Origin of the sequence: Flavobacterium sp., from assembly GCF_039595935.1 — a bacterium.
Classification (GTDB): Bacteria; Bacteroidota; Bacteroidia; order Flavobacteriales; family Flavobacteriaceae; genus Flavobacterium.
This window is the reverse complement of sequence record NZ_JBCNKR010000004.1, coordinates 392,309-417,391: the sequence shown is the minus strand read 5'-3', so window position 1 is coordinate 417,391 and position 25,083 is coordinate 392,309. Positions and strand designations below refer to the sequence as shown.

Below are 25,083 nucleotides of genomic sequence, written 5' to 3'. Positions count from 1 at the left end.
TTTACCCATGACCATTCAGCAGTTAAAATATATTGTTGCCCTAGACGATGAACGCCATTTTGCAAGAGCCGCCGAAGTCTGTATGGTAACACAGCCTGGTTTAACAATTCAGTTAAAAAATCTCGAAGAAGAAATCGGAATCAAGATTTTTGACCGAAATAAAGTGCCTTTAACGCCAACAATTCTCGGAACAGAAATTATAAACAAAGCCAGAAAAATTCTTCGTGAAGCAGATGAAATTAGAGATTTTGTAGTTAATGAAAAAAATCTTCTGGAAGGAGAATTAAAGCTGGGAATTATCTCGACTTTATCGCCATATCTCATTCCGTTGTTTATTAATGCAATGAAAGAGGCCGCTCCAAAAGTACATTTTGTTATTAAGGAAGGTTATACCGGACATTTAATGAGAGACTTAGAAATTGGTGCAATTGATGTTGCCATTATGGCGACGCCAACCGGAAATCCAAATTTAATTGAGCATGTTATTTTTAAAGAACCATTTGTAGCGTATTTGAATGAATCGCATCCAATGGCAAATCAGGATTTTTACGAACTTCAGCCCGGTGATAAAACCGAACTGCTGCTGCTTCACCACGAATATTGCTACAACGCTCAGCTTCTGGACATTTGCGGATTAAAATCATCAGATAAAATAAAAGAACAATTTACCTACGATATCAATTCGATAGAAACCTTAAAAAACCTCGTTCGTGCCCATTTAGGATTTGCGATTATTCCGCAGCTTTCTATTTTAAACGAAGCAAAATCGCCGCTTTTTAAACCTTTTAAAGAACCAATTCCCGTAAGAGAAATAAGTCTGGTAGTTTCAGATTCTTTTTCGAAAAAATTATTACTCGAAAAAATGAACGAAGCGATCTGGAACTGTCTTCCGGAATCACTCAAAAAAGATTTCAGCTATAAAAAAATCCGTTGGAACGATTCGCCTTATTTTATAAAAGCAATAAGTAAGGTTTCTTAAAGTATAAATTCCAAATAAAAAAATCCAAATTCCAATTTTGTTAATACTTGGAATTTGGATTTTTTTTATTAGAATTTGTAGCATTTTGTCATTCCGAGGAACGAGGAATCTTCGCAAGAAACTCCATATAGAATGTCGCCAATCTTTGTAGAGTTACTCGCGAAGATTTCTCCTCCTTCGAAATGACAAGATTATAATGAATTTATAATTAACAATTAATAATTTATAATTTCTTAGATGCTGCAATAATTACATCAGCAACTTTTGCAGGCTGAGAAATAAAAACCACATGGCTTCCTTTTATTTCAGTAATTTTTGTGTTAGAACGTTTGTACATTGCATACTGAATACTTGGAACAATACTTTTATCTTCAGTAGCTACAATTCCGTAAGAAGGTTTAGTTCTCCATGCTGCTTTTGTAATTGGTGTTCCAAAACCCTGTGCGTGGAAAGCACCTTGCGAAGCAAACATAAAATCAGCATCTTCTTTGCTTAAATCACCTGCAAAACCAGCATGAAATTTAGCTTTGTCATAATAAGCAATTCCTTTATCATCTGGAGGCAATACACCATTTTCTGGAGCAGGAGGCGCAGTTTGTAACCATTGAATAGAGTTCTCGCCGCTGTCAGGCTGTAAAGCTGCAACATAAACTAAAGCTGCCACTTTTGGATGATTTCCAGCTTCAGTAATTACAGTTCCACCCCAAGAATGTCCAACCAAAATTGTTGGTCCGTCTTGTTTGTCAAGAGCTAAATTTGTTGCTTTAACATCATCTTCTAAAGAACTTAACGGGTTTTGAACAATCGTTACATTATATCCTTTTTTAGTTAAAATTTGGTATAAACCTTTCCATCCAGAACCATCGGCAAAAGCACCGTGTACCAATACTACGTTTTTAATTTGAGGAGCAGTTTGTGCGTTTACGTTTGCAGTTGTAAATACCAAACTAAAAATTATTACTGCGAATGCTAAAAAGCTTTTAAATATTGTTTTCATTTTTATAAAATTTTAGATTGTTGATTTTAATTGTTGTGTTGTTTTATTTTATTTTATTGAAATTCCAATTACACGCAATCTTTGTCATTCTGAGGAACGAAGAATCTTCGTTTGTAACTCTACAAAGATTGGTAACATTCTGTACGGAGCAACTTACGAAGATTCTTCGTTCCTCAGAATGACAAGATTGCGTTGAAATTTTATTATTTAGAAATTAGTTTAACGTTACCGCCAAAGTAATTTCAGTATTCAATAATTTTGAAATCGGACAAATTTCTTTTGCTTTTTGAGCAGTTTGTTGAAAAACTTCTTCAGAAATTCCAGGAACTTTTCCAGTCAATTCTAACTGAATTAAAGTAATTGTACCGTCTTCAAAAGTTACTTTAGCAGTTGTGTCTAAATCTTCTGGTACAAATCCTTGTTCAGAAAGTAAAAAGCTTAACTGCATTGTAAAACATCCTGAGTGTGCCGCTGCGATTAATTCTTCTGGGTTTGTTCCAACACCTTGTTCGAAACGAGTTTTAAAAGATAATTGTGCATTATCTAAAGTTGTGCTTTGAGTACTAATAGTTCCTTTTCCTTCCATTCCAGTACCTTTCCAGTTTGCGTTTGCTCTTCTTGTAAATTTCATGATTTCTATTTTTTAAAGTTATTTTTTAAGATGATCAAATCATTTCTTTGATTTTGATGAGACAAATTTATGGCGACTATGTTTATTAATCAAATTAATAATTTTTAGTACTTATAAAAATAATTTATAACTATAGATTTTAAAGGGCTGAATTGAAACTTTAGATTATAATTTTTTTTCTGATAAATTTTAAATCTAAGCAGAAAAGAGATTCTTTACTTGTTTTTTTGGTTTCAAGTTAGAATTTGAAACCAAGTAAATAGCAGAATAATAGTTTTATATGTTTTGTGGATTTAATTTTATGAAAACAATTTTTACAGGAATATCAAAAGAATAAATTTTTAATGCATAATCTAACTTTTAAATTTATGAAAAAAGCTTTTCTAATAATTGTAATTTGTTTGAGTTCAGTTTTGTTCTCCTGCAAAAAAGATAAAGAAACAGATCAATCAAATCCCGAAGCTGTAAAACCTGACGCTGTAGATTCTACATTTGCCGATAATGGCTGGCCTCGCGAAGCTGAAAACAACGGTACAAAACTCGTGTATTATCAGCCTCAGGTTGATGACTGGAAAGATTATAAAGAAATTACCGCCCGACTGGCTTTCTCTCTAACTCCAAAAGATGGCAAACAAGTTTTGGGAGTAGCTTCTTTAAAAGCCGAAACACTGGTAGATAAAGATAACCGAAGTGCTTATATTAAAAATCTTCAGGTAACCGATGTGAGATTTCCGGCTCTCGACGAAAAGAAAGTTCCCGAAATGGAAAAACTGTTTAAAGAAACACTGCCTAAAAGTGGAGATCCTGTTTCGGTAGATCGTATTCTGGCTGATTTAAGTCAAACGAAAGCTCCCGCAAAAGGAATTTCGGCTAAAAATGATCCTCCCGTAATTTTTTACAGTACAAATCCTGCTGTTTTATTGATAGTGCAGGGCGAACCGGTTTTAGTTCCTGTAGAAAAAACAGATATACAATATGTAGTCAATACAAATTGGGATTTGTTTTTTGATAAAACTTCAAAAGATTATTATCTCTTAGCGGAGAATGTCTGGCTGACTTCTAAAAATATAGAAGGAAAATGGACCAAAACCGGGAAACTGCCTTCTGGTATAATTAATCTGCCTTCGGGACAAAATTTCGATGATGTCAAAAAAATGATTCCGCCGCCGTCAACCGGAACCGTACCTGAAGTTTTCTACAGCAATAAACCAGCTGAATTAATTGCTATAAACGGAAGTCCTAAATTCATTAAAATTGACGGAACTAAATTGATGTATATTGATAATACCGAAAATGATATTTTTGCCGACGAAGCCAATGGACAATATTATGTATTATTATCCGGAAGATGGTTTAGTTCTAAAGAATTAACCGGACCCTGGAAATATGCAGGAAATAGTCTTCCTGCTGATTTTGCCAAAATTCCTAAAGATTCTCCGCGTGCCAATGTATTGTCGTCTGTTCCCGGAACGCAGGAAGCCACCGATGCCGTAATGCTATCTCAGGTTCCTACAACGGCTATTTTAAAGAAATCCGATGCTGAAGCCAAAGCCAAAGTAACATATGACGGAGGAACACCTCAGTTTAAACCAATAGAAGGCACAAAAATGCAATATGCAAGCAATACACAGGAGAAAATTATAAAAGTGGGCGATTTGTATTATTTATGTTTTCAGGCCGTTTGGTTTATGTCGACAAACCCTAACGGACCTTGGAAAACATGTGATTCTGTTCCCAAAGAAATTTATACTATTCCGCCGAGTTCTCCGGTTTATAATGTAACATACGTTACACAAACTACAACCGATACAACTGTAGAAAGCAGTACAACAGCAGGTTATTTTGGCGCTTTTATTATTGGTGCTACGGTGGGCGCTATATTAACATATGGTACGGGATGGTATTACCCGCCTTATGTGTATTATGGCGGATTATATCCAATTTACCGTCCGTGGCCGTATGCGTATGGAGGAGGAGCGGTTTATAATCCGTGGACGGGTGGTTATGCTGTCGGAAGACGGGTTTACGGACCTTATGGAGCTGCCGGAACTTCGGCCTGGTATAATCCGGCAACGGGAAGATACGGACGTTCTGCAAGTGTGCAGGGTTGGTATGGCGGTCGTACGGCTGCAAGTACTTACAATCCATGGACGGGAAATTACGCCAGAACCAATCAAGGTCATAATGCCTATGCGCAATGGGGACATTCTGCAGCTACAAATGGCAATCAATGGGCGCGGTCTGGTCATATTACTACGAGACGTGGAACTGCAGTTGCTTATCAAACTTCGGGAGGTAAGGAAGGTGTAATTACGCATCGCAGAGGTGGCGGAACGACCATTCACACCAATAATAATGTATATGCCGGACACGACGGACATGTTTATAAAAGAGATGCTAACGGAAACTGGAGTCATTATAATAACGGAAATGGCGGCTGGACTCAGGCAGGAACTTTAGGCTCATCAAAAAAATCAGGTGATGCGATTCAGAGAAATAAACCTAATCAAGGACTTGGCGCGAATGGAGCAGGAGAGAGGATTCAGCGTGATAAACCTAATCAGGGATTGGGTGCAAACGGTTCGGGTGAAAGAATCCAGCGTGATAATCTGCCGAAACCGGAACAAAACCTAGGCGGTGAAAGTAGATTAGGCGACAGAACCCAACATGATAATTTCCCAAAAGCAGATCAAACGCTCGGACAGCCGAATAAACCGCTTGGCGAAGCCGGACGTCCAGATATTACAAACGATCTCGACCGTTCTGCTTTTTCCAGAGATCGTGGAGAAACCCAAACCCGAAATTTTCAAAACTTCCAGCATCAGGGTGGTTTTGGCGGCGGCGGTTTTAGAGGCGGCGGCGGATTTAGAGGTAGAAGATAAATAAAAGTAAAAGGTTGATTATAAGAGGAAAATCAGGAATGGTAGTGATATTGCCAGACCTGATTTTTTTGTTAGAAATTCCAATATTTAGATTATGGTGTTTATGGCGAAGTAAATTTTGGAAATATTGAGCAAGATGTATTAGGACAATTTGAAAAGGTTGTGATTAGTTTTGATGGTAATTATTTGAGGTTGGAGGATTAGGTACAACTTTTATGAACCAATCAATAATTTCTTCTCCAATTTTATGATTTAAAACATCTTTATCCTTTTCGAAAATAGAAATTTTACCCAATCCACATTCATGTTGAATAATTTTTTTTTGGTCATGCATAATGTATTCGTGAACATGATGATCTTGAAATTTTATAAAACCTTCAAATTTACTTTCTCTTGATGGATATAACAACATTGCTTTTGTAGATTTCCAATAATCATTATAAGCATACATTTGTCGTAAATCATGTGTTGAAGGTTGATTGTATGAAATGTTTTTCCATTTTGTATCAATAATAAACTTCTCAGTACCATGTTCAATTACAATATCAGGTCTTATCGAGATACCATTCCAAAAATGTGTAGATTGCTGACCATATATTTTTACTTTTTTATCAGATTGTTTTAATCTTGCTAAAATATATTCTTCCCATAATGAATTCATGTCAAATAGTAACGCCAGCATATTTTCTGAACCACTAGAAATATTGGGGGCAAAATTTAAAATAATAAACCTTGAAATCCCTAAAGCAGTTTCATAAGGAGCTGTTTTTCTATTTTTAGGAACTTTAGAAAATGTTGTTTCAGTAACTAAAATATTTTTTACTTCTGGAAAATCTAATTGAACAGTTTTACATTTAGAATATAGATAATTGCCTTTAGTACATTTTTCTATTATTTCCAAAGCTTTAAATAAAATCTGATGGACCAAATGGTTTTTATCGTAAACTTGATGTGTTGTATAAAAACGCTCTTTATGGATTAGATTCTTATTAATATGTCCGGCAAAATCTAATTTTCCTTTTAAAGCTTTTACATTACTTGTTTCTTTATAATATTGTTTTATAAGACCTTGATGAATTAAGGTTTGGATTTCATTTAAAAACCACTCAAAATAAAGGTCCAATAAATGAATATTTTGTCTGCTAACATTTGCTTCGCCAACTTTTTCGATTTTGAGTTTTCGAGTTACTCGAAGCATTTCTATTAAAACATTTTGCCATACATCTTTATCTTCTCTGCATTTGTCTATTTTAGGAAGAATTTCTATTGTTAAATCACCAGCACGAATAACTCCAACAAATTGTTGAAAAGTCACTTTTTTTAAACCGATTGTAAAATATTTATTTTTATGTTGCTCATTTAATTTTACTAAAGCATTAAAGTGTAATTCTGTAAATAATATTCCATTATATTTTACTCCTTGCTGAAGAGAAGAAAATTCGAAAGTTTGTATGAAATTTTTCAACTTATTCATTATCTATTTAATAATAAAGTAATAGAGTTTTCTATGTTTTTAATATCCTTTTTTAATTTGAAACTTCTTGAAATATTTGGAATATCAATAGCTTTAGAAAATTTGGCAAAAACAACTAAATTTTCAGATGTTTCAATACATTCTACAAAACCTTCTCCTAGAATCAAAGCAATTTTTTCATAGTCATGATAAAAATATTCTTGAAGTAAAGGGATAATACAATTTTCGAAAACTTTTTGAAGATTTTCAGTCTCGCCAGATTCTACATTTAAGAAATAAGAATGCCCAATAGTATGATCTCTATCTAATAAAATTTCAATTCTTCCATTAATTGCTTCCAGAACTTCTTGTAGATTAAAGTTGGAAAATGAAATGTCTTTTAATAACTCTGCTTGAGGCATTAATTCTGTAAATGAAAAACGTCTCCTAAGCGCAGAATCTAAGGCTTCAACACTTCTGTCAGCTGTATTCATCGTGCCAATGATATATAAATTTGGTGGAACTCCAAATTGATCTTGACTGTAAGGCAAAATTATATCACTAATTTCATTTTTACTTCCTAATCGTTTGTCTTCTTCTATAATAGTAATTAATTCTCCAAAAACGCCTGAAACATTACATCGATTAATTTCATCTAAAAATAATACATGAATATCCCCCTTTAAACATGCTTCTTCAAAAGCTATTCGCCTTTCTTCTTTTGTCTTATCTAGACAATCTTTTAGATTAATAAAACCTGCTTTTTGAACTGCTTTTTCGCATGCGTTGTAAAAAATACCTTTTCTAATTTCATAGGTTAAATTTTTAGATTCCCCATCTTCAGCTTCCAATTTACTTGAATCGTCAAGATTAGGTTTTATCCCTTCTATAAAGTCTTCATAGCTCAAACTTTGATGACAAGTTGTAAATGTATAATCCTTAGTTTTGATATTATCGCTTGTCTTAAACTCTTCATAATCTTCAATAATAGAGGCAAACTCAGCTTGAAATTCACTTACATTGTCTAATCTCCACTCAGAATTTTTTTCTTTGTAAAAAACTTTATTTCCAATTCGTTTTACTAGCTTTACATTAGCACAATTATCAACTGTGTGATTTTGCAGACTACTCCATAATCTAGTGTTTAAACTTTTAATATTACTAGATCCTAATTTTGCAATAATTAAAGGATGTTTAGCTAATTCTGGCACAATAGTTTTACCTTTTTCAGTCAATACTAAAGCAATTATTTGCCACCAAGTATAGTTTTTAACAAAAGAATTATAATCTTTTTCATTCCCTGCTTTTTCATCTAACCCCCAATCTTTTATAATTTGCTGAAGTTCATAAGTTTTTCCTGTTCCCGGAGGCCCGTAGAGAATTTGATTAAGTGATACGATCTGTTTTTGATCTTCCCTTTTAGTAATTGATTGAATATCATTCTTATCATGGCCTTCCATGATAGCTAATAAAAGTTGATAATAATATGAATATCTTGGGTCGTCAGTAGAGTACCTAGTGATATCGGTCAAAGTTTTTAAAACTAAACTAAAATTTAATTTCCAGTTACCTTTTAAAGACCAATTTACCTTCCTGCAATGTTTATAATTATCTCTTTTTTCATCAAAATAATATTCTGAAGATACAATTCCGTAACCGAGTAATTCACCTCTTCCTTTTTTTACAATGATTACATCTTCTATATCAAGTTTGTTAATAAAATTATCATTTGCCGCAACATCATTTTTTTTGTCTTCATTACCGCCATATTGATTTACTAAGGCGTCATTAATTTCACGCTTGGTCTTATATTGTTCTAAAGTTCCAATATCATCCCATCCAAGTGCCATGATGCCTTCTGTATAAAATTCATCCCATTTAGTTGCATTTTCGCCAGGTGCATATAGCCAGTATTTAGGTTCTGAGTTTTCTTCAATACTCTTATCTTTATAATTGCAAAAAAATGTATCATAAAAACTCCTTAACCCAATTTGTTTATATGTTATTTCTGTTGGAAGGTTATTTACTGCATTAGAAAAAAAATCTAATACATTATCTTTCATTTTTGCTCCTTTACCTTTCTTATCTAGATTATCTATAAAGTCTTTTTTTGTTGATTCCTCAATAAAATTATTATCAACAAGTTGAAGAATCGAGTTTTCATAAATCAATTGAATATCTTCTGAATTTTCAATTACTTCCTCTTGTTTAATAATTCTGATTGATCTGTATAAATCTTGACTCTTATAAAAATCAGAATTTGATAAATCTGCTATAGAAATTTCTTTATTCAATTCTAATTTGAAGAAGGCTTTATTTCTAGCTGACCTAGATGACATTACAGCTAATGATCTCGTAAATTTGAGAAATTTTAATGCTATTAATTGTGAACCATTAATTCCTAAATCAGGATTTATAATTTCAAAAATTAAAGACTCTCTGTCATTTTTAAGTCCCCATTCTTCCGCTTTCCAAAATTGTATTTTTTCGCCTCCAATCATATAAACATAATCACCTAATTCTAGTTCACCAAACCAAGATGAATCTTTTGGTGCAGAGTAGTAACCTTCTTTTAATTGAACTGTATCAAATTTTTGTGAAATTTTGCCAAAAAATATATTCATATTTATTTTATTTATAATATTAATATGTTTGAATGACGGCTAAATCACAATTTATTGCACAAGGAACAACTGTATTATGAGCATCTAAAGTGAATGATATATTTCCATTCACTGTGTCATGTATGTTTTTCCAGTTGTTAAATAAATGTGCGTCTAAAGCGAGAGTTTTAGGATGATTGTAAGTGTTGTTCAAGCCATATGAATATGCTATTTTACCATTTTCAGAGTTTGGCACAGGAGAATTCTGATCATCAAAGTTTGCACCATGATGTGTTGCAACTAAACCATCAAATTTTATTTTTTTTATCCAAGGTATATATTTGTATGCTGCATCACCAGGATGTAAAACATTTTTAATTGAATTATTTGGTGAAGTGATTATCATTGCTAATCCTGAATGATTTTTGTCAGGCCCATTACATTTTATTAATTTACCAAACCAAAAAGACATTGAACCTTTTAGTGACGAAGGCCAAATGATTAGATTGCCAGACGCATTCATTTTTGCTGCGAGTTTAAAGTATGATGCTGTTATAACTTGTTGAGGAACAATCCATGTAATGCCATCTAGCTTTGTGGGATCATTTGTGAAGTATCTTTTTGCTGTTTCAAGATGATCATTATCCCAATGAGAAATTACTATTGTTTTTGTATAACTAAAACACAATCTTAAAGTATTTGGATATGTTGCCTTATTCCAAGCGAAACCACCACCTATATCGAAATAAAGTAGAGGGACATTTTTTTCATCTGTAATTGCGCTTAAATTTCCTTGACCAACATTATATAAGTTTACTTTATGTATATAATTCTCCCCATTTATTGAAGGTTTTATTAATTGATTTTCGATTTGTTCCTTGTTGCTTAATTCAAAAGATTCCCAAGAGAAATAGTTATTGAGTATTTTATTAATACTTGAACTAGAATGTAATTGCGTTATCTTACTAATATATCTTTCTTGTGGATTATTACCATCATTTGTATAATTATCAATTATAAAACTGACTGGCATTTCTGTTTTTCTCTCAGTAATAATTAATTTAAACCATCTACTTTTATATATTGCTTTTTCTAAAAAAAACATTATTCCTTTAAACTGTTCTTCAGTAACGATTATTGAAAATATATAAGGCGTAATTTCATTATAAGAATCTAATAAAGAACTTCCATTGAAGAAGTTTAATTTTTCAGATTGAATTCCGTCAAAAAAAATTTGAAAACTATCTTCTTTTATTTGTTCATAATTTTCGAGAGAAACGTAAAATATTTTTCTATCCCATTTTGAAGATTGTCCATAATTTAAACTTTCCATGATTTATCTATTAATTTTTTATTACTTTTCTGTATTATTTTTTTTGAAGAAACTCTTAATTTATACTTTTTTAGTGTTTCTATTTTTAAATAGAAACACTAAAAAAGTATGCAAATATGTAAAATAGAATTAAAGCTAAATTAAGGAAAACCATAATCCCATAGTTTTTTTATCTCAACAAGTATATCAATAATCCAAACCCAAAACAACGAGTATTTATACGGTATTTTCCAAACCCAATAAAAAAACAAAACCCTCAATCATAAAAAATGATCAAGGGTTTATAAAACTTTAAAAACAAAATAACTTTACTCCAAATCCAAATAAGGATTCAAAATCTCAGCCAATTCATTCAACCAATAAAAACTATTTTCAAGTTTATCGATTTCTTGTTGCAGGGTTTCGTTTTCTCTAATCAAACTTAAAGAAAGAACAAAATTTACCTGCCTTAAGGCTTTTGCGTTAAGATATTAAGCTTCAATAATACTCAAAATTGTCTTTGGAATTTCGGCGAAAGCCTCAAAAGAATACGGTTTTATAAGATAAGCTTTTACGCCCAGAACGTCGCATTTTTCTTTGTATGAGGGATTTATGCTCGTAGAATAAACAAAACACGGAATATCTTTTAAAGCAGAATTGTTTAGAATTTGCTGTAAGGCTTCGATGCCGTCGATTATAGGCATGTTGATATCGGTCAGGATTACGTCGGGATTTTCGTTTGTGGTGTCTTTTAGGTAATTGAGCAGTTCTTCGCCATTGTTTACAAGGCTTACTTTCCCGAAATTGGGATTGTTGTTGAAGGTATCGCAGATTACGTCTGCGTCATCAAAGTCATCTTCGGCGATTATGATATGTAGATTGTTTTTTTGTGGCATTTTATACAATTGGAAAGTAAAGATTAAATGTTGTGCCTTCGTTGAGTTTGCTTTCGACGGTTATGTTTCCGGAATGGTTTTCCATGATTTTTTTGCAAATAGCAAGACCAATTCCGTTTCCTGAATATTCGTTTCGGGCATGAAGGCGCTGAAAAATGGTAAAGATTTTAGACAAATGATTCTCTTCCATTCCTATACCATTGTCTTTTATTTGGATCTTTACGAATTTAGTGTTTTGATTTGGCACTTCGGAATCTCCATCTTCTGCCTGAAAAATTTCTATTATTGGATTAATTCCGGTTTTGCAATATTTAATAGAATTAGAAATAAGATTGGAGAAAAGCTGTCGCATTTGAACTCTGGAAGCTTTTATTATGGGTAAATCTCCTGTTTCAATTTTGGCTTTTTTATCAGAAATTATAATTTCAAAATCCTCAATAACTTCAGAAATGATGGTTTTTAGGTTTATTTTGGTTCGTTCTTCCTGCGCAGTGTGCGATGAATACTGAACTAAATCATCAACAAGCGAATTTAAACGCAAAGCTGACAATTTCATGACATTTATAGCTTTAGTATCAGCTTCTTTTAAATAACTTCCGTCGATTCGGCTTGTGTTCATTACAATTTTTCGGAGAGGTTCTTTTAAATCGTGCGAAATAACGTGAATAAATTCTTCGAGATTGGTATTGATTCGGTTTAATTCCTTGATTTTTTCTTCCAGTTCCTGCTGATGATGGAGCAGGGCTTCTTCGTGTTTTTTCTTTTCGGTTAAATCGGTAATTACGATTCCAATGGCTTCTACCGAAGGTTCGAGATCTGTTAAAGCGATATAAGCCGGAAAAGTTTTTTTATTATTATTTGATTTAAAAAGAATTTCATGCGTCGTAATTCCGTATCGCAAAGCCTGAATAAGCTGAACAAACTGTGTGGGATTATCGAAATATTCGTTTAAATACGTTCCCGTAATCTGTTCTGACGGAATACCAACTAATTCAGAAAAATAGTCGTTGCAGTACAATATGAGCCCGTTTCGCGAAATACTAAGCGCACCTTGTCCAAACTTTTCTATCAAAAGTCTGTACGTATAATCGGCCGTTTCAAGAGAATACAATTGAGGAACTCCATTACTGGTAACTATGAGGGCATCGACATCACCTTGTTTTATGGCATTGACAATACTATTAGCCTCAAAAAGTTCTTCTCTTAATGATTCTATTTCGGATAATAATGATTCTATATTTAATTCTTTGCTCTTCAATTATGTCCCTATGTTTAGTATGTATAAAACCTTTTCTTTATCTGATAAATCACCCAGAATTATTCGTTTTGGTTCCGGATATATTTTGATTAATGTTGGTATCGCTACAATTTGATGAATTACAGCTTGTTCCTTGTCACGGGTAATATCTATAATTTCTAATTCGTAATTATCATTGAGATAAGTGTCGCATATTTTGCGTAAATTTTCGATTGCATGTCCTGATTTAACAGACATACCTGAAACAAAAAGCAGGAACTTATGTTTGGTTGTACTTGTGCCATCAGCTGAATCTTCCATGATTACTTGTTTATAGGTTTAATATTAAGTCCTACAAGTACTCTTTCTTCGTTTGAAAGATCACCAATTATTTTGCGAATTGGTTCTGGAAATTTTCTCACCAGAGTTGGTACAGCCAAGATTTGATCGCCTTCTGCCAATTGCGGATTCTTCAGCAAATCGATAATCTCGATGCTGTATTTTCCTTTAAGATATTCTTCGGCGTACTTTTTTATGTTTTCAAGTGCCTTGATCGATTTTGGCGTTTGGCCAGCTATGTAAAGCAATAACTGCCATTCGGCTGTGACTTCTTTTTTCATGATTTTACTTTTTTTTAGAAGTCAGTTTTGCCTGTAGTTCTTCTGTTGCTTTTAATATGCTCAGTTCTTCTTCTGCCGATTCGAATTCGGTTTTTAATGCTTCTATATTCGCTTCGAGAACTTTACGTTTACGTTCAATTTCACGGTCTTTACGACTGATTTCATTTTGAAGTTTAATATCTGAAATTGTTTTTTTCAATTTTTGTGTTTGTCTCGCAGCTCCTGTCAAAATTCCCTGCGGACCTAATTCTACATCGAGTAATTCGATTCCGTTACTTGTAATCACAAATTCTCTAACTTGGTTAGAATGTCCCATTCCGCGGGCTTTTACAATAAAAATTCCACGGTTTCTTTCGCCAATTCCTTCCATATCGCGCACCGTTATCCAGGTATCAACTAATGATGAAACTGATTCTTCGGCAAGGTCTGGCCTGAAATTTTCGGTTTGTTTATTTAATGATGTAAACAAGGCCGTAATATTATTGGCTTTAAGCATATCGATTAATCGTACAAGCATAGAACGAACTTCGTGCTCGCTTCCCACAGAAATCAGATTACTAATGGGATCTATAACTATTGTAGTTGGACTAAATTCTTTGATTAATTTTCTAAGCGTAAGCAAATGCAGTTCAAGACCATTCAAAGAGGGACGTGAAGAATGAATTTGCAATAAACCCTTTTTGATGTGTTTTTCGAGATCAATTCCGATTGATTTCATGTTACGAACTAATTGATGCGGAGATTCTTCAAAAGCGAAATAAATAGTTCTTTCTTTGTTTTCGCATTGCTGATTGGCAAAATAACTGGCAATAGTCGTTTTTGCCGTTCCAGCTGTTCCGGAAATCAAGATATTGCTTCCGCGGTAAAACCCGCCGCCGAGAAACATTTCATTTAATCCGGGAACTCCGGTTGAAATTACATCTGAAGAAACCTCATTGTCTAATTTTAATGAAGTAATAGGAAGTACCGAAATTCCGTCTTCATCAATTAAAAACGGATATTCATTAGTTCCGTGTGTTGAACCTCTGTATTTTACAATTCGCAATCTTCGGGTTGAAACCTGTTCAATAACACGATGGTCGAGAACAATAACACAGTCAGAAACATATTCTTCTAAACCTTGTCGAGTAAGAGTTGCTTCTCCACGTTCGCCTGTTATAACTGCCGTTACGCCTTTTGATTTAAGCCAATGAAATAATCTTCGTAACTCGGCTCTCAAAATCGCCTGATTATCAAGACCCGAAAATAGAGATTCTATGGTGTCTAATACAACACGGGTTGCTTTTATAGAATCGATAGCGTGTCCTAAACGTATAAATAAACCATCAAGATCGTATTCTCCGGCTTCTTCAATTTCTGATCTTTCGACACGAACATGATCTACTATGAGTTTTTTATTTTTTTTAAGTTGTTCAAGGTCAAAGCCAAGAGATTTTACATTTAGAGTAAGATCATCAGAAGGCTCTTCAAAAGACATGAAAACTCCGGGTTCATCATACTCTGTAATTCCTCTAATAAGGAACTGCATTGACAATAATGTTTTTCCACATCCGGCACCGCCGCAAATTAAAGTAGGGCGTCCTTTTGGGAAACCGCCTTCTGTAATTTCGTCCAGTCCGTCGACTCCGGTTGGAGTTTTTGGAAATATAAAATGATGTGATTTTGTTTTTTCCTGCAACATAAATATAAATTCAGTAATAAATCAAATATACGTTTTCTTACAGGATTTACAACGAATTCTTGTTAAGAATTAACAGCTGTTTAATGAAGTTTTACAAGGAAATTAAGAAAATTGAGCTTCAAATGTGAAATAATCGAATTATTTTAACCAAATAAGTAATAATTTGATTTTATTTTTTAACATTAATTTTTGTGTTTTTCTTCAAATTGATTTTTGAGAACATGTAAATGTTAAAATCGTATTTCTGGTATACTGCATGATACCTTTAAAAAAGTAATGTGCTTTACAATCTAACTTTGTCCCATTAATTTTTAAACATAAAAAAATGGACAATTTAAATGATAAAGTGGCAGTAATAACAGGCGGAAACAGCGGTATTGGTTATGCCACAGCAAAACAATTAAAAGAACAGGGAGCAAAAGTTATTATTACCGGAAGAAGAAAAGAAGCAATTGAAAAAGCTGCATTAGAATTAGGCGTTACGGCAATAACAGCAGACCAGTCTAGTATTTCGGATATTGAAAGTCTGGTTTTAAAAGTTAAACAAGATTTTGGTAAAGTGGATATTCTTTTTATCAACGCTGGAATTGCCGGATTAGGAAATATCGAGCAAGCAACAGAGGAGCAATTTGACAGTATTATGAATGTGAATTTGAAAGGTGCATATTTTACATTAAGCCGTTTTATTCCAATTTTGAATGACGGAGCGTCGGTAGTATTCCTTTCTTCGAATACGGCAAGTATGCCTGGGCCGGGATCTTCGGTTTATTCGGCAAGTAAAACGGCTTTGAATTCGGTTATGAAATCGGCTGCTTTAGAATTAGCGCCTAGAAAAATCAGAGTGAATTCGGTTAGTCCGGGACCAACAGAAACTGAGGTTATGAAAAAAGTAGGTTTAGACGAAGCAACTGTAAATGGTATTATGGATATAGTTGTGGAGAAAGTACCGTTAAAACAAATGGGAAAATCTGAAGACGTTGCCAAAATGGTTGCTTATGTAAGCAGCGGAGCCGCAAAATTCATCACCGGATCTGATTTTATTATGGATGGTGGAATGGTTTTGGCTTAATTGTTAATGGTGAATTGTTAATTATTAATTGTTAATTCTGTTGATAATTTAACCGCAAAGAGCGCTAAGGTTTACGCAAAGATTCTTTTTTTATCTCGCAAAAGCGCAAAGTTTTTTGTCTCACGCAGATTCTACAGATTTAGGCAGATTTTAATAGATTTTTTATTTAAAAATTTAAAAAAATGATCTGCTCAAATCTGCGTGAAAAAATCATTTTAATCTTTATAATCTGTGGCAAAATACCATATAAAAGGTCACAAAGTTATTACCCAAATAGCTTTGCGACCTTTGCACTTTTATAAAACCAAACGAGCCAAAAAAAGCTTAGCTCCTGATAGCTATCGGGATTGCGGTTAAATCACCAGCATTCAAAACTCATAATTCAAAACTCCTAACTCCAAGACTGTCCGTTTCACCTCAAACTTTGCCCGCTTGGGCTTTTTTTTGATTTCGTAAGAAGCGTTACCGTTCTACTTTTGACACAGAAATTAACTGAAAAACAAATAATTCAAATCAAAAGTTATGGAAACTAAAAAACAAAAAACATGGGTAATTATCGTGATAATCATTTTAGGTATTATCGCATTTTTAATTCCGAATCAAATCGCAGCCCAAACCGGAATCAAACGTACTGACTTACAAAAACACGATTTAAGTATTCCGGGAAGAGAAACCGTTCAGGCCAGAATCGATTTTGACGGACATACCGCTTTCGGAAAACATTCACATCCGGGTGAAGAAATCATTTACGTACTCGAAGGTTCACTTGAATATGAAGTTGAAGGTCAGGCGCCAATAACTTTAAAAGCCGGAGAAGTACTTTTTATTCCTGCTGGAGTTATTCACTCCGCTAAAAACAATACCAACACAAAAGCATCTGAACTGGCAACATATATAGTCGAAAAAGGAAAACCGGTTTTGGTTATGGCAAAATAGTTTCAGGTTCAGGTTTCAAGTTCAAACGCAAACATTTTAACCGCAAAGCATACGCAAAGTTTTTTGTCTCTCGCAGATTTAGGAGATTAAGCAGATTTGATTAAATAATTTGCAATGAATAAAAAATAATCTGCAAAATCTGCAGAATCTGCGAGAGGAAATCATTTTAATTCTTTTAATCTGTGGCAAAAGTTTTAACTAAAGATCGCAAAGCTGTGCAAAAAAAACTTATCGAACCTTTGCGGTTAAACTTACTCGTATTTCATTCATAACTCATAACCCATAACTCATAACTAAACGATTGTCCATTTCACCTTTTACTTTGTCCACTTCGGCTTTTTTCTCCTTTTAAAACGGAGATTGCCGGGATACCTTTGACGAAGAAATTAACTGATAATCAAATAATAAAACATCAAAAATTATGAAAACGCTATCAAATATTACAAACAGTATTACATCTAAATTAAGTTTAATTGTCGTTCTTTTTATGAATGCAGCTTTAAGCTTTGCACAAGCTCCAAAAGAAACGATTGAACTAAAAAGTTCATTAGGAACTCTAAAACAAATCAATGCAGGCTTATTAAACGTAGGATATACAGAAGCCGGCCCATCAAACGGAACTCCGGTAATTTTGCTTCACGGATGGCCATATGATATTCACAGTTATAATGAAGTAGTGCCCATTTTAGTTGCAAAAGGTTATCATGTATTTACACCTTATTTAAGAGGTTTCGGAACTACAACTTTCCTTTCAAAAGATACTTTTAGAAACGGACAGCAGGCAGCATTAGCAACAGATATTATTGCTTTTATGGATGCTTTAAAAATCGACAAAGCTGTAATTGGCGGCTTCGATTGGGGTGCAAGAACAGCTGTAGTTACAGCGGCACTTTGGCCGGAACGTGTAAAAGGTCTGGTTTCGGTAAGTGGTTATTTAGTTGTGAATTTGGAAGCTAATTTAAAACCATTACCTCCAAAAGCTGAATTAGGCTGGTGGTACCAATACTACTTCGCAACCGAAAGAGGAAAATTAGGCTACAGCCAAAATACATACGATTTCAATAAACAAATCTGGCAGATCGCTTCTCCGTTATGGAATTTCGACAAAGCAACTTACGACCAAACCGCTCAGTCTTTTGATAATCCGGATCACGTGGCAATTGTAATTCATAATTACAGATGGAGACAATCTCTTGAAGCGGGAGAAGCTAAATACGATAATCTTGAAAAACGTTTAGCAGCAAAACCGGAAATTAAAGTTCCAACGATTACAATAGGAAGTGATTTTGACGGCGCTTTCGCAGATGGAAAAGCATACGCTAACAAATTCACCGGAAAATACGAACACAGAATTTTAAAAGGAATTGGACACAATGTTCCGCAGGAAGATCCAAAAGCGTTTGCGCAAGCGATAATTGACGTAGATGGCTTTAAGAATTAAAAATTGAGAATTAAAAATTAAAAATCAGAAATAATCTAAAATCAACAATCTAAAATTTTTTAAACATGAACACAAAAGTATTATACACAGGAAAAACACACACAACAGGCGGTAGAGAAGGAGCTTCTCAAAGTTCAGACGAACAATTGAATATCAAATTAAGCACACCGGGATCATCACGTCCGGGAACAAATCCGGAACAGTTATTCGCAGCGGGCTGGTCGGCATGTTTTATTGGAGCTTTAGGAATCGCAGCTTCTAAATTAGGAGTTAAACTTCCGGCAGAAACTGCTGTAGACGCAGAAGTTGATTTGTGCGTAACCGAAGGAGAATATTCTTTGCAGGCTCGCTTAAACATCAGTCTTCCGGGAATTGATCGAGAAACTGCAGAAGCTTTGGCTGCTCAGGCACATCAAACTTGTCCTTATTCTAAGGCAACAAGAGGAAATATAAACGTTGAGATTAATATTCTTTAATTATAAATTGCTTAACCTGCAAGGTTTTCAAAACCTTGCAGGTTTAGAATATAGATTTTCTAAATAAGAAACATACCTACAAGGTTTTAAAAAACCTTGCAGGAAACAAAATAGGAATCATGAAAAATATAAAAATAATAAGCGCTTTTGCAATGCTGTTTTTCTTAATTGGAAACACCATTTTCAGTCAAAGCAATCAAGATAAAAAAGGTTTTGCCCTTTTAGAGTTATATACTTCAGAAGGTTGTTCGAGCTGTCCGCCGGCTGATGAATTGCTGGGAAAAATTCAAAATGAATTAAAAGATAAAAATGTTTACGTTCTCTCATATCACGTAGATTACTGGGATAAACAAGGCTGGAAAGATATTTTTAGCAATGCCGATTTCACTAAAAGACAATACGATTATGCAAAATATATGGAGAAAGATCCAATTTACACGCCGCAGGTAATCATTAACGGAAAAATAGATTATGTGGGTTCGCAGGAAACCAGTCTTCGAAACGGAATTAAATCGGCACTTTCTAAACCAGTTTCGGCGAGTTTAAATTTAGAAACCAATCAAAATGCGAATTCTCTTGCTGTAAATTACAGTGTTGAAGGTACTTCAAAAAACAGCCGTTTATTGATTGCTGTGGTTCAAAAAGAAGCCAAAAGCAATGTAAGAAGAGGAGAGAATGCACATAGAGTTTTATCGCATTATCAAATCGTTCGCAATCTGCAGTCGGTAGATTTAAATAAAGCCAAAAAAGGAACAGCATCGGTTCATCTTCCTAAAAATTATAATGCACAGGATTTTGAAATTATTGGATTTATTCAGGATATGAATTCTGGGGCAATTTTAGGTGTAAAACGAGTGTGATTTTTTTGTTTCTCGCAGATTTAAAAAAACTTCGTAATGTTTGTCATTCTGAGGAACGAAGAATCTTCGCAAGCAACTCCATACAGAATGTCGTCAATCTTTGTAGAGCTACTTGCGAAGATTCTTCGTTCCTCAGAATGACAAAAAATGAATAAAAACTCTGCGACTGTGCGAGATTAAAAACAAACTTAAATCTGCGTGAAATCTTTTTTCAAAATAAACCTATCTTTGACCAACAGGATAACAAAAACCACTAGTATTATGGAAAAAGCAAAACGTTTTCAGGTTTCGCTCAAAGTAATTTGGGGAAGTTCGATTGCGCTGGCAGTTATGGCTTCAATACCTAAATTATTTGATGCTGATTCTACTCCTGGAGACCTTCTTATAAATTCTTCGATTACACTGCTGTTTTCCCTTTTTATATGGTATTACAACATTTACAGTTTGCCGAAATTTTCTTCACAACGAACCAATAAAAGTTTGTTTAACTGGAAACTTTTATTGAGTGTTGTTATGGGAATTTTACTGATGGTAATTCTTGTAATTGCGCATCAGGAACTTTTTCAGGTCTCGAAAATGGACGCGCCGATTATGTTTGAACTTCGAGGCGTTTTAATCAACCTGATTGTGTATATGTTTCTGCATTTACTTTTTCAGAATTATCAAACCCAGCAAATGGGAGTTGAACTGGAACGTACAAAAGCGGTACATCTTGGAGCGCAATATGAACTTTTGAAACAACAGGTAAATCCGCATTTTTTATTCAACAGTTTAAATACTTTAAAATCGATGGTCGATATGCAGGATCCGCAGAGTTCTGATTTTATATTGAAATTATCTGATTTTTATAGATTTACTCTTGAAAGCAGAAAAATGGATTTGATTCCGCTAAAAGAAGAATTGCAGATCATAGATTCATTTGTTTATTTGCTAAAAGCCCGTTTTGAAGATGGTTTTGAGTTGATAAAAGAAATTGATGAAAAACAATATGATTGTGCAATTCCGCCATTTTCTCTGCAGTTATTAATCGAAAATAGCATCAAACATAATGTAGTTTCACTAGATAAACCTTTGAGAATTAAATTGTATACCGAAAATGATTTTCTGGTAATTGAAAATCCGATTCAGCTGAAAAGAGGAATAGTATCAACTGGGGTTGGGCTGAATAATATCAATCAGCGATTCCTTCATTTGGTGAACAAGGAAATTGAAATTGACAAAACCGAAACCCATTTTAAAGTTAAAATACCACTAATTTATGACTATCATAATAATTGAAGATGAAGTAAAAACGGCCAAAGCACTTGGTCAGCTTATTTTGAGTATCAGACCCGATGCCCAAATTTTGTCGTATATACAAAGTATAGACGGCGCTGTGAGTTATCTTTTAGAAAACGATCAGCCCGATTTGATTTTTATGGATATTCAGCTGGCGGATGGTTTGAGTTTTGAAATCTTCAAAAATGTAGAGGTTTTGTCGCCTGTAATTTTCTGTACGGCTTTTGATGATTATGCGATTGAAGCTTTTAAATCAAACGGAATCGATTATGTTTTAAAACCTTTTTCAAGAGAAAGCATTTCGCAGGCGATTAAAAAAGCGGGAGAACTGAAAAACTTCTTCCAAAGAAATAAAAAAATGATGCCCGATTTCGATTATCTCTTAACAAGAACGGGAGAAAATAAAGGGAAAAGCAGTTTTTTGGTTTTCAAAAACAATAAATACCAAACGATCCAAACGGAGAATATTGCTTTTTTCTATATCAAAAATGAAACACCAACGATCGTAACTTTCGATAAAACCGAATATCAAATTACACAATCTCTGGATGAGGTTCATAAGCTTTTATCGCCAATTCAATTTTTTAGAATAAATCGACAGTATTTAGTTAATTTTTCTGCCATAAGAGAAGCAGAGCATTATTTTTCAAGAAAACTAATTCTGAAACTTACAATTCCAACAGAAGAGAAGTTATTAGTTGGAAAAGAGAAAGCAACGGCTTTTTTAAGCTGGCTGGAGAACCGCTGAGTTTTTTAACCGCAAAGTACGCTAAGTTTTTTTTTGAAGCAGTGATTCTATAAAAAACAAAGGTCGCAAAGCTATAGTGAATAAAATAGCTTTGCGACTTTTTTTTTGCCACAGATTGCATTGATTTACACAGATTGTAAAATCATTTTAATCCTTTAATCTGTGGCAAAAAAACTTTGTGAACTTTGCGTAAATCCTTACGATCTTTGCGGTTAAATAAAATCAAACCTTAGAAGGCGGCATTCCAAATTGTTTCTTAAAAGCAAATGAAAAATGCGACAAATCTTCAAAACCTACTTCTAAATAAACTTCTGAAGGTGTTTTTCCTTTTTCTTTAATTTGATAATACGCTTCCTGCAATCTTTTCTGAATGAGCCAACGGCTTGGAGATATCTCAAAAATACGTTGAAAATCCCTTTTAAAAGTCGCAAGACTTCTTCCCGTTAAATAAGCAAAACGGTCTAATTGTACGTTAAAATGAAAATTCTTTTTCATAAAAGCTTCCAGATCGATTTTTCCGGGTTCGTTAAAATCGAAAAGAATATCTTTTAATTCCGGATGGCATTGCAGTAAAATAGTAATGGCTTCATTTACTTTTAAAGCCTGAAGTTCTTCGGTTATTAGTTGATCTTCATTTATATACGGAATCAGTGAATTCATAAAGCTTTTTAATAACGGAACTTCTTTTAGCTGAAAAACCATTTCTGTTTCCGGAGTTTTAATTACACTGGTTTTCTGATTGTATTGTATAGAATAATCGCGAAGCGCTTCCTGATTCAGATAAATAGAAATAGACTGAAAAGCAGTATTTGGATCCGGTTGTTTGATGAATTTGATCAGCTGATTTCTTCTAATAAATCGAAAATCACCGGGATTAAAAATATATTCCTTAGTTCCGTTATTAAGAGTCAATACGCCCGAAATTTGAAAACTCAAAACATGCTGAGCCGCAAATTGTTCACCTTCTCTGTTTTGAGTATAATAACAAGAATAGGCAATAGGCGAGGTTTTCTGATTTATTTTAGAATCGTTCATATCACAAATTTATAAAAATTAAAGTTGGAGATTATTTTAAACACATAGAAACATAGATTATATTCTAAATAAAACAAGTTTAAAAAATCTAGATTTTTACACATAGCTTTGTGTTAAATTATTTCACGCAGATTTTAAATGATTTAAGCAGATAAACGCAGATTTTTAATTTAAATCTGCATAAATCTGCCGAATCTGCGTGAAAAAACAATAGGCTATGTTTGTTCAAACAAGTGAAACGCCTTTATAGACAAAGAAAAACTATGTTTCTATGTGTTTAAAAACTACACATTATAATGATCACATTGTCATTGATATTGCACTTTGTAATTGTTATTTTTTTCCTGCAAACCATTTTGCTTTTTCTGAATCAAGAAAACTTTCAGAATCTTCATGGTCTGTAGATAAACTTATATCCATCCATTTTTCCATTTCTTCAGTTCGTGCCTGATCTGCATTTTTTAAAATCCCAATAGCTTCACTTCCTAAAACAAGATGCATAGGAGGATTTGGGTGCGAAGCCAGATCTACCATAACTTTAGCAGCTTTTTCAGGGTCCCCAACCGGAACAAAATTTCCTGCTTTAAAGAAATCAGTACGTTGTTTTACAGCATCGTAACCTTCAATTTCTTCGGCATAAGTCATTGATGCTCCAGCCCAGTCAGTTCTAAATCCTCCTGGTTCAACGCTGGTTACTAAAATTCCAAGTGGAGCTACTTCTTTGGCTAAAGCTTCTGTAAATCCGCCCAAACCAAATTTAGCTGCCTGATACATTGTTAATCCCGGATTTCCAACACGTCCGCCTACAGAACTGATTTGCAAAATACGCCCTGATTTTTGTTTGCGCATAAAAGGCAATACCGCACGTGTAACTTCAATAGGAGCCAGTAAATTGGTTTCTAACTGACTGCGAACTTGTTCTTGCGTATAAGCTTCTGCAGCGCCAATGATTCCGAATCCGGCATTGTTAACCAATACATCAATACGGCCGAAATGGTCAACTGCTTTTTGAACTGCTTCATGAACCTGATCATAATTGTTTACATCTAAAGGTAAAGGCAAAATTTGATCTTGAAATTTTTCTTTTAAATCAGCTAACTGTTTAATGTCTCGGGCAGTTGCGGCTACTTTGTCGCCATTGTTTAATACTGCTTCGGTAAGATTACGTCCTAATCCTCGAGAACTACCTGTGATAAACCATATTTTATTCATAATAATTGTGTGTTTTAAATTCATTACAAAGTTACGTTGAGAGTATATGTTATTGTTTTGTTGAAAAGCTCAAAATTATTTGTTTAAAGGCTCAGGCATGTTTGCCACTAAGGCACAAAGGCGCTAATTTTTTTTTGCCACTGATTAAAAGGATTAATAGGATTTTTTATTTCACGCAGATTTTTAAAAAATTTAAGCAGATGTACACAGATTTTTTTAAATAATCTGTGCAATCTGCTTAATCTGCGTGAAATAAAACTTAGTGCCTTTGTGTCTTTGTGGCAAAAAAAAATTAACGTACTGTATAATTTGCACTATATAATTTTCTAAACATTGCATAAGTAACACTTACCATTACAAAAGCAATAATGGCATCTGTTGTAGCTCCAAAACCCAGAACGGCCAGTTTAGAAAAGAAAGCGAAAATTATATCGAAAAATACTCCGGCAAATACCCATTCTTTTAATCGTAATAACTTATTCGGAATTAATAAGGTTATAACTCCTGAAACTTTAAATACTCCTAAGATGTAAATAAAATGTGCCGGATAACCTAATAGCTGCGTGATTTCCCAAACCAGTTTGTTGGTTGTAAGTTCAAAAAATCCGCTGGCACCAAACCATAAAGAAGTTAAAATAATTCCTGTCCAATAAATAATTTTTGTTGTTTTTGCATTCATGATTTTAAATTTTAAGTTGTTAAACAGGACAAAATTGCGTCAACGGCAGTCTATTTCA

At 33.7% G+C, this 25,083-nt stretch carries 22 protein-coding genes; 9 read left to right on the top strand and 13 right to left on the bottom strand.

Translation table 11 applies throughout. From position 1 onward, the window contains the following. Nucleotides 1–7: 7 nt before the first annotated feature. On the top strand, nucleotides 8–979 hold the full coding sequence (locus ABDW27_RS02160; RefSeq protein ID WP_343694412.1) for a LysR substrate-binding domain-containing protein: 972 nt from the start codon (nucleotides 8–10) through the stop codon (nucleotides 977–979). Between the two features lie 223 nt (nucleotides 980–1,202). Here ABDW27_RS02160 and ABDW27_RS02155 read toward each other — a convergent pair whose 3' ends face one another. After that, complete coding sequence (locus ABDW27_RS02155) at nucleotides 1,203–1,976, bottom strand: alpha/beta hydrolase (RefSeq protein WP_343694411.1); 774 nt, start codon at nucleotides 1,974–1,976, stop codon at nucleotides 1,203–1,205. A 214-nt stretch (nucleotides 1,977–2,190) separates the two neighbouring features. Then, nucleotides 2,191–2,607, bottom strand: coding sequence for an OsmC family protein (locus ABDW27_RS02150; RefSeq protein ID WP_343694410.1), 417 nt, complete (start codon nucleotides 2,605–2,607; stop codon nucleotides 2,191–2,193). 368 nt (nucleotides 2,608–2,975) lie between these two features. On the opposite strand from ABDW27_RS02150, the gene ABDW27_RS02145 reads away from it, so the two are divergent. Further along, complete coding sequence (locus ABDW27_RS02145; RefSeq protein WP_343694409.1) at nucleotides 2,976–5,489, top strand: hypothetical protein; 2,514 nt, start codon at nucleotides 2,976–2,978, stop codon at nucleotides 5,487–5,489. A gap of 166 nt (nucleotides 5,490–5,655) precedes the next feature. On the opposite strand, the gene ABDW27_RS02140 is transcribed toward ABDW27_RS02145, so the two are convergent. The 8 genes from ABDW27_RS02140 to kaiC form a co-directional block, all read right to left on the bottom strand. Further along, entirely contained in the window at nucleotides 5,656–6,963 is a 1,308-nt protein-coding gene (locus ABDW27_RS02140; protein WP_343694408.1) for a restriction endonuclease, read from the bottom strand. Beyond that, nucleotides 6,963–9,566, bottom strand: a complete 2,604-nt coding sequence (locus tag ABDW27_RS02135) for an AAA family ATPase (protein ID WP_343694407.1) — start codon at nucleotides 9,564–9,566, stop codon at nucleotides 6,963–6,965. Before ABDW27_RS02135 ends, ABDW27_RS02140 begins: the two co-directional genes overlap by 1 nt. 19 nt (nucleotides 9,567–9,585) lie before the next feature. Next, nucleotides 9,586–10,878, bottom strand: a complete 1,293-nt coding sequence (locus tag ABDW27_RS02130; protein WP_343694406.1) for a hypothetical protein — start codon at nucleotides 10,876–10,878, stop codon at nucleotides 9,586–9,588. Nucleotides 10,879–11,348: 470 nt separating this feature from the next. After that, nucleotides 11,349–11,753: a response regulator gene (locus ABDW27_RS02125; RefSeq protein ID WP_343694405.1), complete on the bottom strand. Its 405-nt coding sequence runs from the start codon at nucleotides 11,751–11,753 to the stop codon at nucleotides 11,349–11,351. A gap of 1 nt (nucleotide 11,754) precedes the next feature. Next, nucleotides 11,755–13,011 carry an ATP-binding protein gene (locus ABDW27_RS02120; protein WP_343694404.1) on the bottom strand — a complete coding sequence of 419 codons (1,257 nt, stop codon included), beginning with the start codon at nucleotides 13,009–13,011 and terminating at the stop codon, nucleotides 11,755–11,757. Beyond that, nucleotides 13,012–13,311: a circadian clock KaiB family protein gene (locus tag ABDW27_RS02115; protein WP_343694403.1), complete on the bottom strand. Its 300-nt coding sequence runs from the start codon at nucleotides 13,309–13,311 to the stop codon at nucleotides 13,012–13,014. A gap of 2 nt (nucleotides 13,312–13,313) precedes the next feature. Beyond that, complete coding sequence (locus tag ABDW27_RS02110) at nucleotides 13,314–13,610, bottom strand: circadian clock KaiB family protein (RefSeq protein ID WP_343694402.1); 297 nt, start codon at nucleotides 13,608–13,610, stop codon at nucleotides 13,314–13,316. Nucleotides 13,611–13,614: 4 nt separating this feature from the next. After that, a complete protein-coding gene (kaiC, locus tag ABDW27_RS02105; RefSeq protein WP_343694401.1) occupies nucleotides 13,615–15,291 on the bottom strand; it encodes a circadian clock protein KaiC in 1,677 nt (558 codons plus the stop codon). 325 nt (nucleotides 15,292–15,616) lie between these two features. On the opposite strand from kaiC, the gene ABDW27_RS02100 reads away from it, so the two are divergent. From ABDW27_RS02100 to ABDW27_RS02070, 7 genes are all read left to right on the top strand, one after another. Then, a complete protein-coding gene (locus ABDW27_RS02100) occupies nucleotides 15,617–16,360 on the top strand; it encodes an SDR family oxidoreductase (RefSeq protein ID WP_343694400.1) in 744 nt (247 codons plus the stop codon). A gap of 522 nt (nucleotides 16,361–16,882) precedes the next feature. Next, on the top strand, nucleotides 16,883–17,296 hold the full coding sequence (locus ABDW27_RS02095) for a cupin domain-containing protein (protein ID WP_343694399.1): 414 nt from the start codon (nucleotides 16,883–16,885) through the stop codon (nucleotides 17,294–17,296). A gap of 421 nt (nucleotides 17,297–17,717) precedes the next feature. Next, on the top strand, nucleotides 17,718–18,737 hold the full coding sequence (locus ABDW27_RS02090) for an alpha/beta hydrolase (RefSeq protein WP_343694398.1): 1,020 nt from the start codon (nucleotides 17,718–17,720) through the stop codon (nucleotides 18,735–18,737). A gap of 65 nt (nucleotides 18,738–18,802) precedes the next feature. Then, nucleotides 18,803–19,213, top strand: a complete 411-nt coding sequence (locus ABDW27_RS02085; protein WP_343694397.1) for an organic hydroperoxide resistance protein — start codon at nucleotides 18,803–18,805, stop codon at nucleotides 19,211–19,213. A 119-nt stretch (nucleotides 19,214–19,332) separates the two neighbouring features. After that, the gene (locus tag ABDW27_RS02080; protein WP_343694396.1) at nucleotides 19,333–20,073 is read left to right on the top strand and encodes a DUF1223 domain-containing protein; all 741 of its coding nucleotides are present in this window, start codon (nucleotides 19,333–19,335) and stop codon (nucleotides 20,071–20,073) included. A gap of 261 nt (nucleotides 20,074–20,334) precedes the next feature. Further along, the gene (locus ABDW27_RS02075) at nucleotides 20,335–21,351 is read left to right on the top strand and encodes a histidine kinase (RefSeq protein ID WP_343694395.1); all 1,017 of its coding nucleotides are present in this window, start codon (nucleotides 20,335–20,337) and stop codon (nucleotides 21,349–21,351) included. Further along, nucleotides 21,332–22,099 carry a LytTR family DNA-binding domain-containing protein gene (locus ABDW27_RS02070; protein ID WP_073417541.1) on the top strand — a complete coding sequence of 256 codons (768 nt, stop codon included), beginning with the start codon at nucleotides 21,332–21,334 and terminating at the stop codon, nucleotides 22,097–22,099. The genes ABDW27_RS02075 and ABDW27_RS02070 overlap by 20 nt, the downstream gene beginning before the upstream one ends. Before the next feature lie 222 nt (nucleotides 22,100–22,321). Here the strand turns inward: ABDW27_RS02070 and ABDW27_RS02065 are convergent, their stop codons facing one another. The 3 genes from ABDW27_RS02065 to ABDW27_RS02055 all read right to left on the bottom strand — a co-directional run bounded on the left by ABDW27_RS02065 (nucleotide 22,322) and on the right by ABDW27_RS02055 (nucleotide 25,025). Continuing rightward, entirely contained in the window at nucleotides 22,322–23,134 is an 813-nt protein-coding gene (locus ABDW27_RS02065; RefSeq protein WP_343694394.1) for an AraC family transcriptional regulator, read from the bottom strand. Between the two features lie 333 nt (nucleotides 23,135–23,467). Beyond that, nucleotides 23,468–24,346, bottom strand: coding sequence for an oxidoreductase (locus ABDW27_RS02060; protein ID WP_343694393.1), 879 nt, complete (start codon nucleotides 24,344–24,346; stop codon nucleotides 23,468–23,470). Nucleotides 24,347–24,638: 292 nt separating this feature from the next. Beyond that, the gene (locus tag ABDW27_RS02055; protein WP_343694392.1) at nucleotides 24,639–25,025 is read right to left on the bottom strand and encodes a DoxX family protein; all 387 of its coding nucleotides are present in this window, start codon (nucleotides 25,023–25,025) and stop codon (nucleotides 24,639–24,641) included. Nucleotides 25,026–25,083 lie beyond the last annotated feature (58 nt).

Bases quoted from the DNA above. Each gene is read 5' to 3' on its own strand.
- ABDW27_RS02110 (WP_343694402.1), bottom strand. From the start codon at position 13,610: ATGAAAAAAGAAGTCACAGCCGAATGGCAGTTATTGCTTTACATAGCT.
- kaiC (WP_343694401.1), bottom strand. From the start codon at position 15,291: ATGTTGCAGGAAAAAACAAAATCACATCATTTTATATTTCCAAAAACT.
- ABDW27_RS02115 (WP_343694403.1), bottom strand. From the start codon at position 13,311: ATGGAAGATTCAGCTGATGGCACAAGTACAACCAAACATAAGTTCCTG.
- ABDW27_RS02055 (WP_343694392.1), bottom strand. From the start codon at position 25,025: ATGAATGCAAAAACAACAAAAATTATTTATTGGACAGGAATTATTTTA.
- ABDW27_RS02080 (WP_343694396.1), top strand. From the start codon at position 19,333: ATGAAAAATATAAAAATAATAAGCGCTTTTGCAATGCTGTTTTTCTTA.
- ABDW27_RS02150 (WP_343694410.1), bottom strand. From the start codon at position 2,607: ATGAAATTTACAAGAAGAGCAAACGCAAACTGGAAAGGTACTGGAATG.
- ABDW27_RS02145 (WP_343694409.1), top strand. From the start codon at position 2,976: ATGAAAAAAGCTTTTCTAATAATTGTAATTTGTTTGAGTTCAGTTTTG.
- ABDW27_RS02065 (WP_343694394.1), bottom strand. From the start codon at position 23,134: ATGAACGATTCTAAAATAAATCAGAAAACCTCGCCTATTGCCTATTCT.
- ABDW27_RS02135 (WP_343694407.1), bottom strand. From the start codon at position 9,566: ATGAATATATTTTTTGGCAAAATTTCACAAAAATTTGATACAGTTCAA.
- ABDW27_RS02060 (WP_343694393.1), bottom strand. From the start codon at position 24,346: ATGAATAAAATATGGTTTATCACAGGTAGTTCTCGAGGATTAGGACGT.
- ABDW27_RS02140 (WP_343694408.1), bottom strand. From the start codon at position 6,963: ATGAATAAGTTGAAAAATTTCATACAAACTTTCGAATTTTCTTCTCTT.
- ABDW27_RS02100 (WP_343694400.1), top strand. From the start codon at position 15,617: ATGGACAATTTAAATGATAAAGTGGCAGTAATAACAGGCGGAAACAGC.
- ABDW27_RS02125 (WP_343694405.1), bottom strand. From the start codon at position 11,753: ATGCCACAAAAAAACAATCTACATATCATAATCGCCGAAGATGACTTT.
- ABDW27_RS02130 (WP_343694406.1), bottom strand. From the start codon at position 10,878: ATGGAAAGTTTAAATTATGGACAATCTTCAAAATGGGATAGAAAAATA.
- ABDW27_RS02075 (WP_343694395.1), top strand. From the start codon at position 20,335: ATGGAAAAAGCAAAACGTTTTCAGGTTTCGCTCAAAGTAATTTGGGGA.
- ABDW27_RS02070 (WP_073417541.1), top strand. From the start codon at position 21,332: ATGACTATCATAATAATTGAAGATGAAGTAAAAACGGCCAAAGCACTT.
- ABDW27_RS02095 (WP_343694399.1), top strand. From the start codon at position 16,883: ATGGAAACTAAAAAACAAAAAACATGGGTAATTATCGTGATAATCATT.
- ABDW27_RS02160 (WP_343694412.1), top strand. From the start codon at position 8: ATGACCATTCAGCAGTTAAAATATATTGTTGCCCTAGACGATGAACGC.
- ABDW27_RS02085 (WP_343694397.1), top strand. From the start codon at position 18,803: ATGAACACAAAAGTATTATACACAGGAAAAACACACACAACAGGCGGT.
- ABDW27_RS02090 (WP_343694398.1), top strand. From the start codon at position 17,718: ATGAAAACGCTATCAAATATTACAAACAGTATTACATCTAAATTAAGT.
- ABDW27_RS02155 (WP_343694411.1), bottom strand. From the start codon at position 1,976: ATGAAAACAATATTTAAAAGCTTTTTAGCATTCGCAGTAATAATTTTT.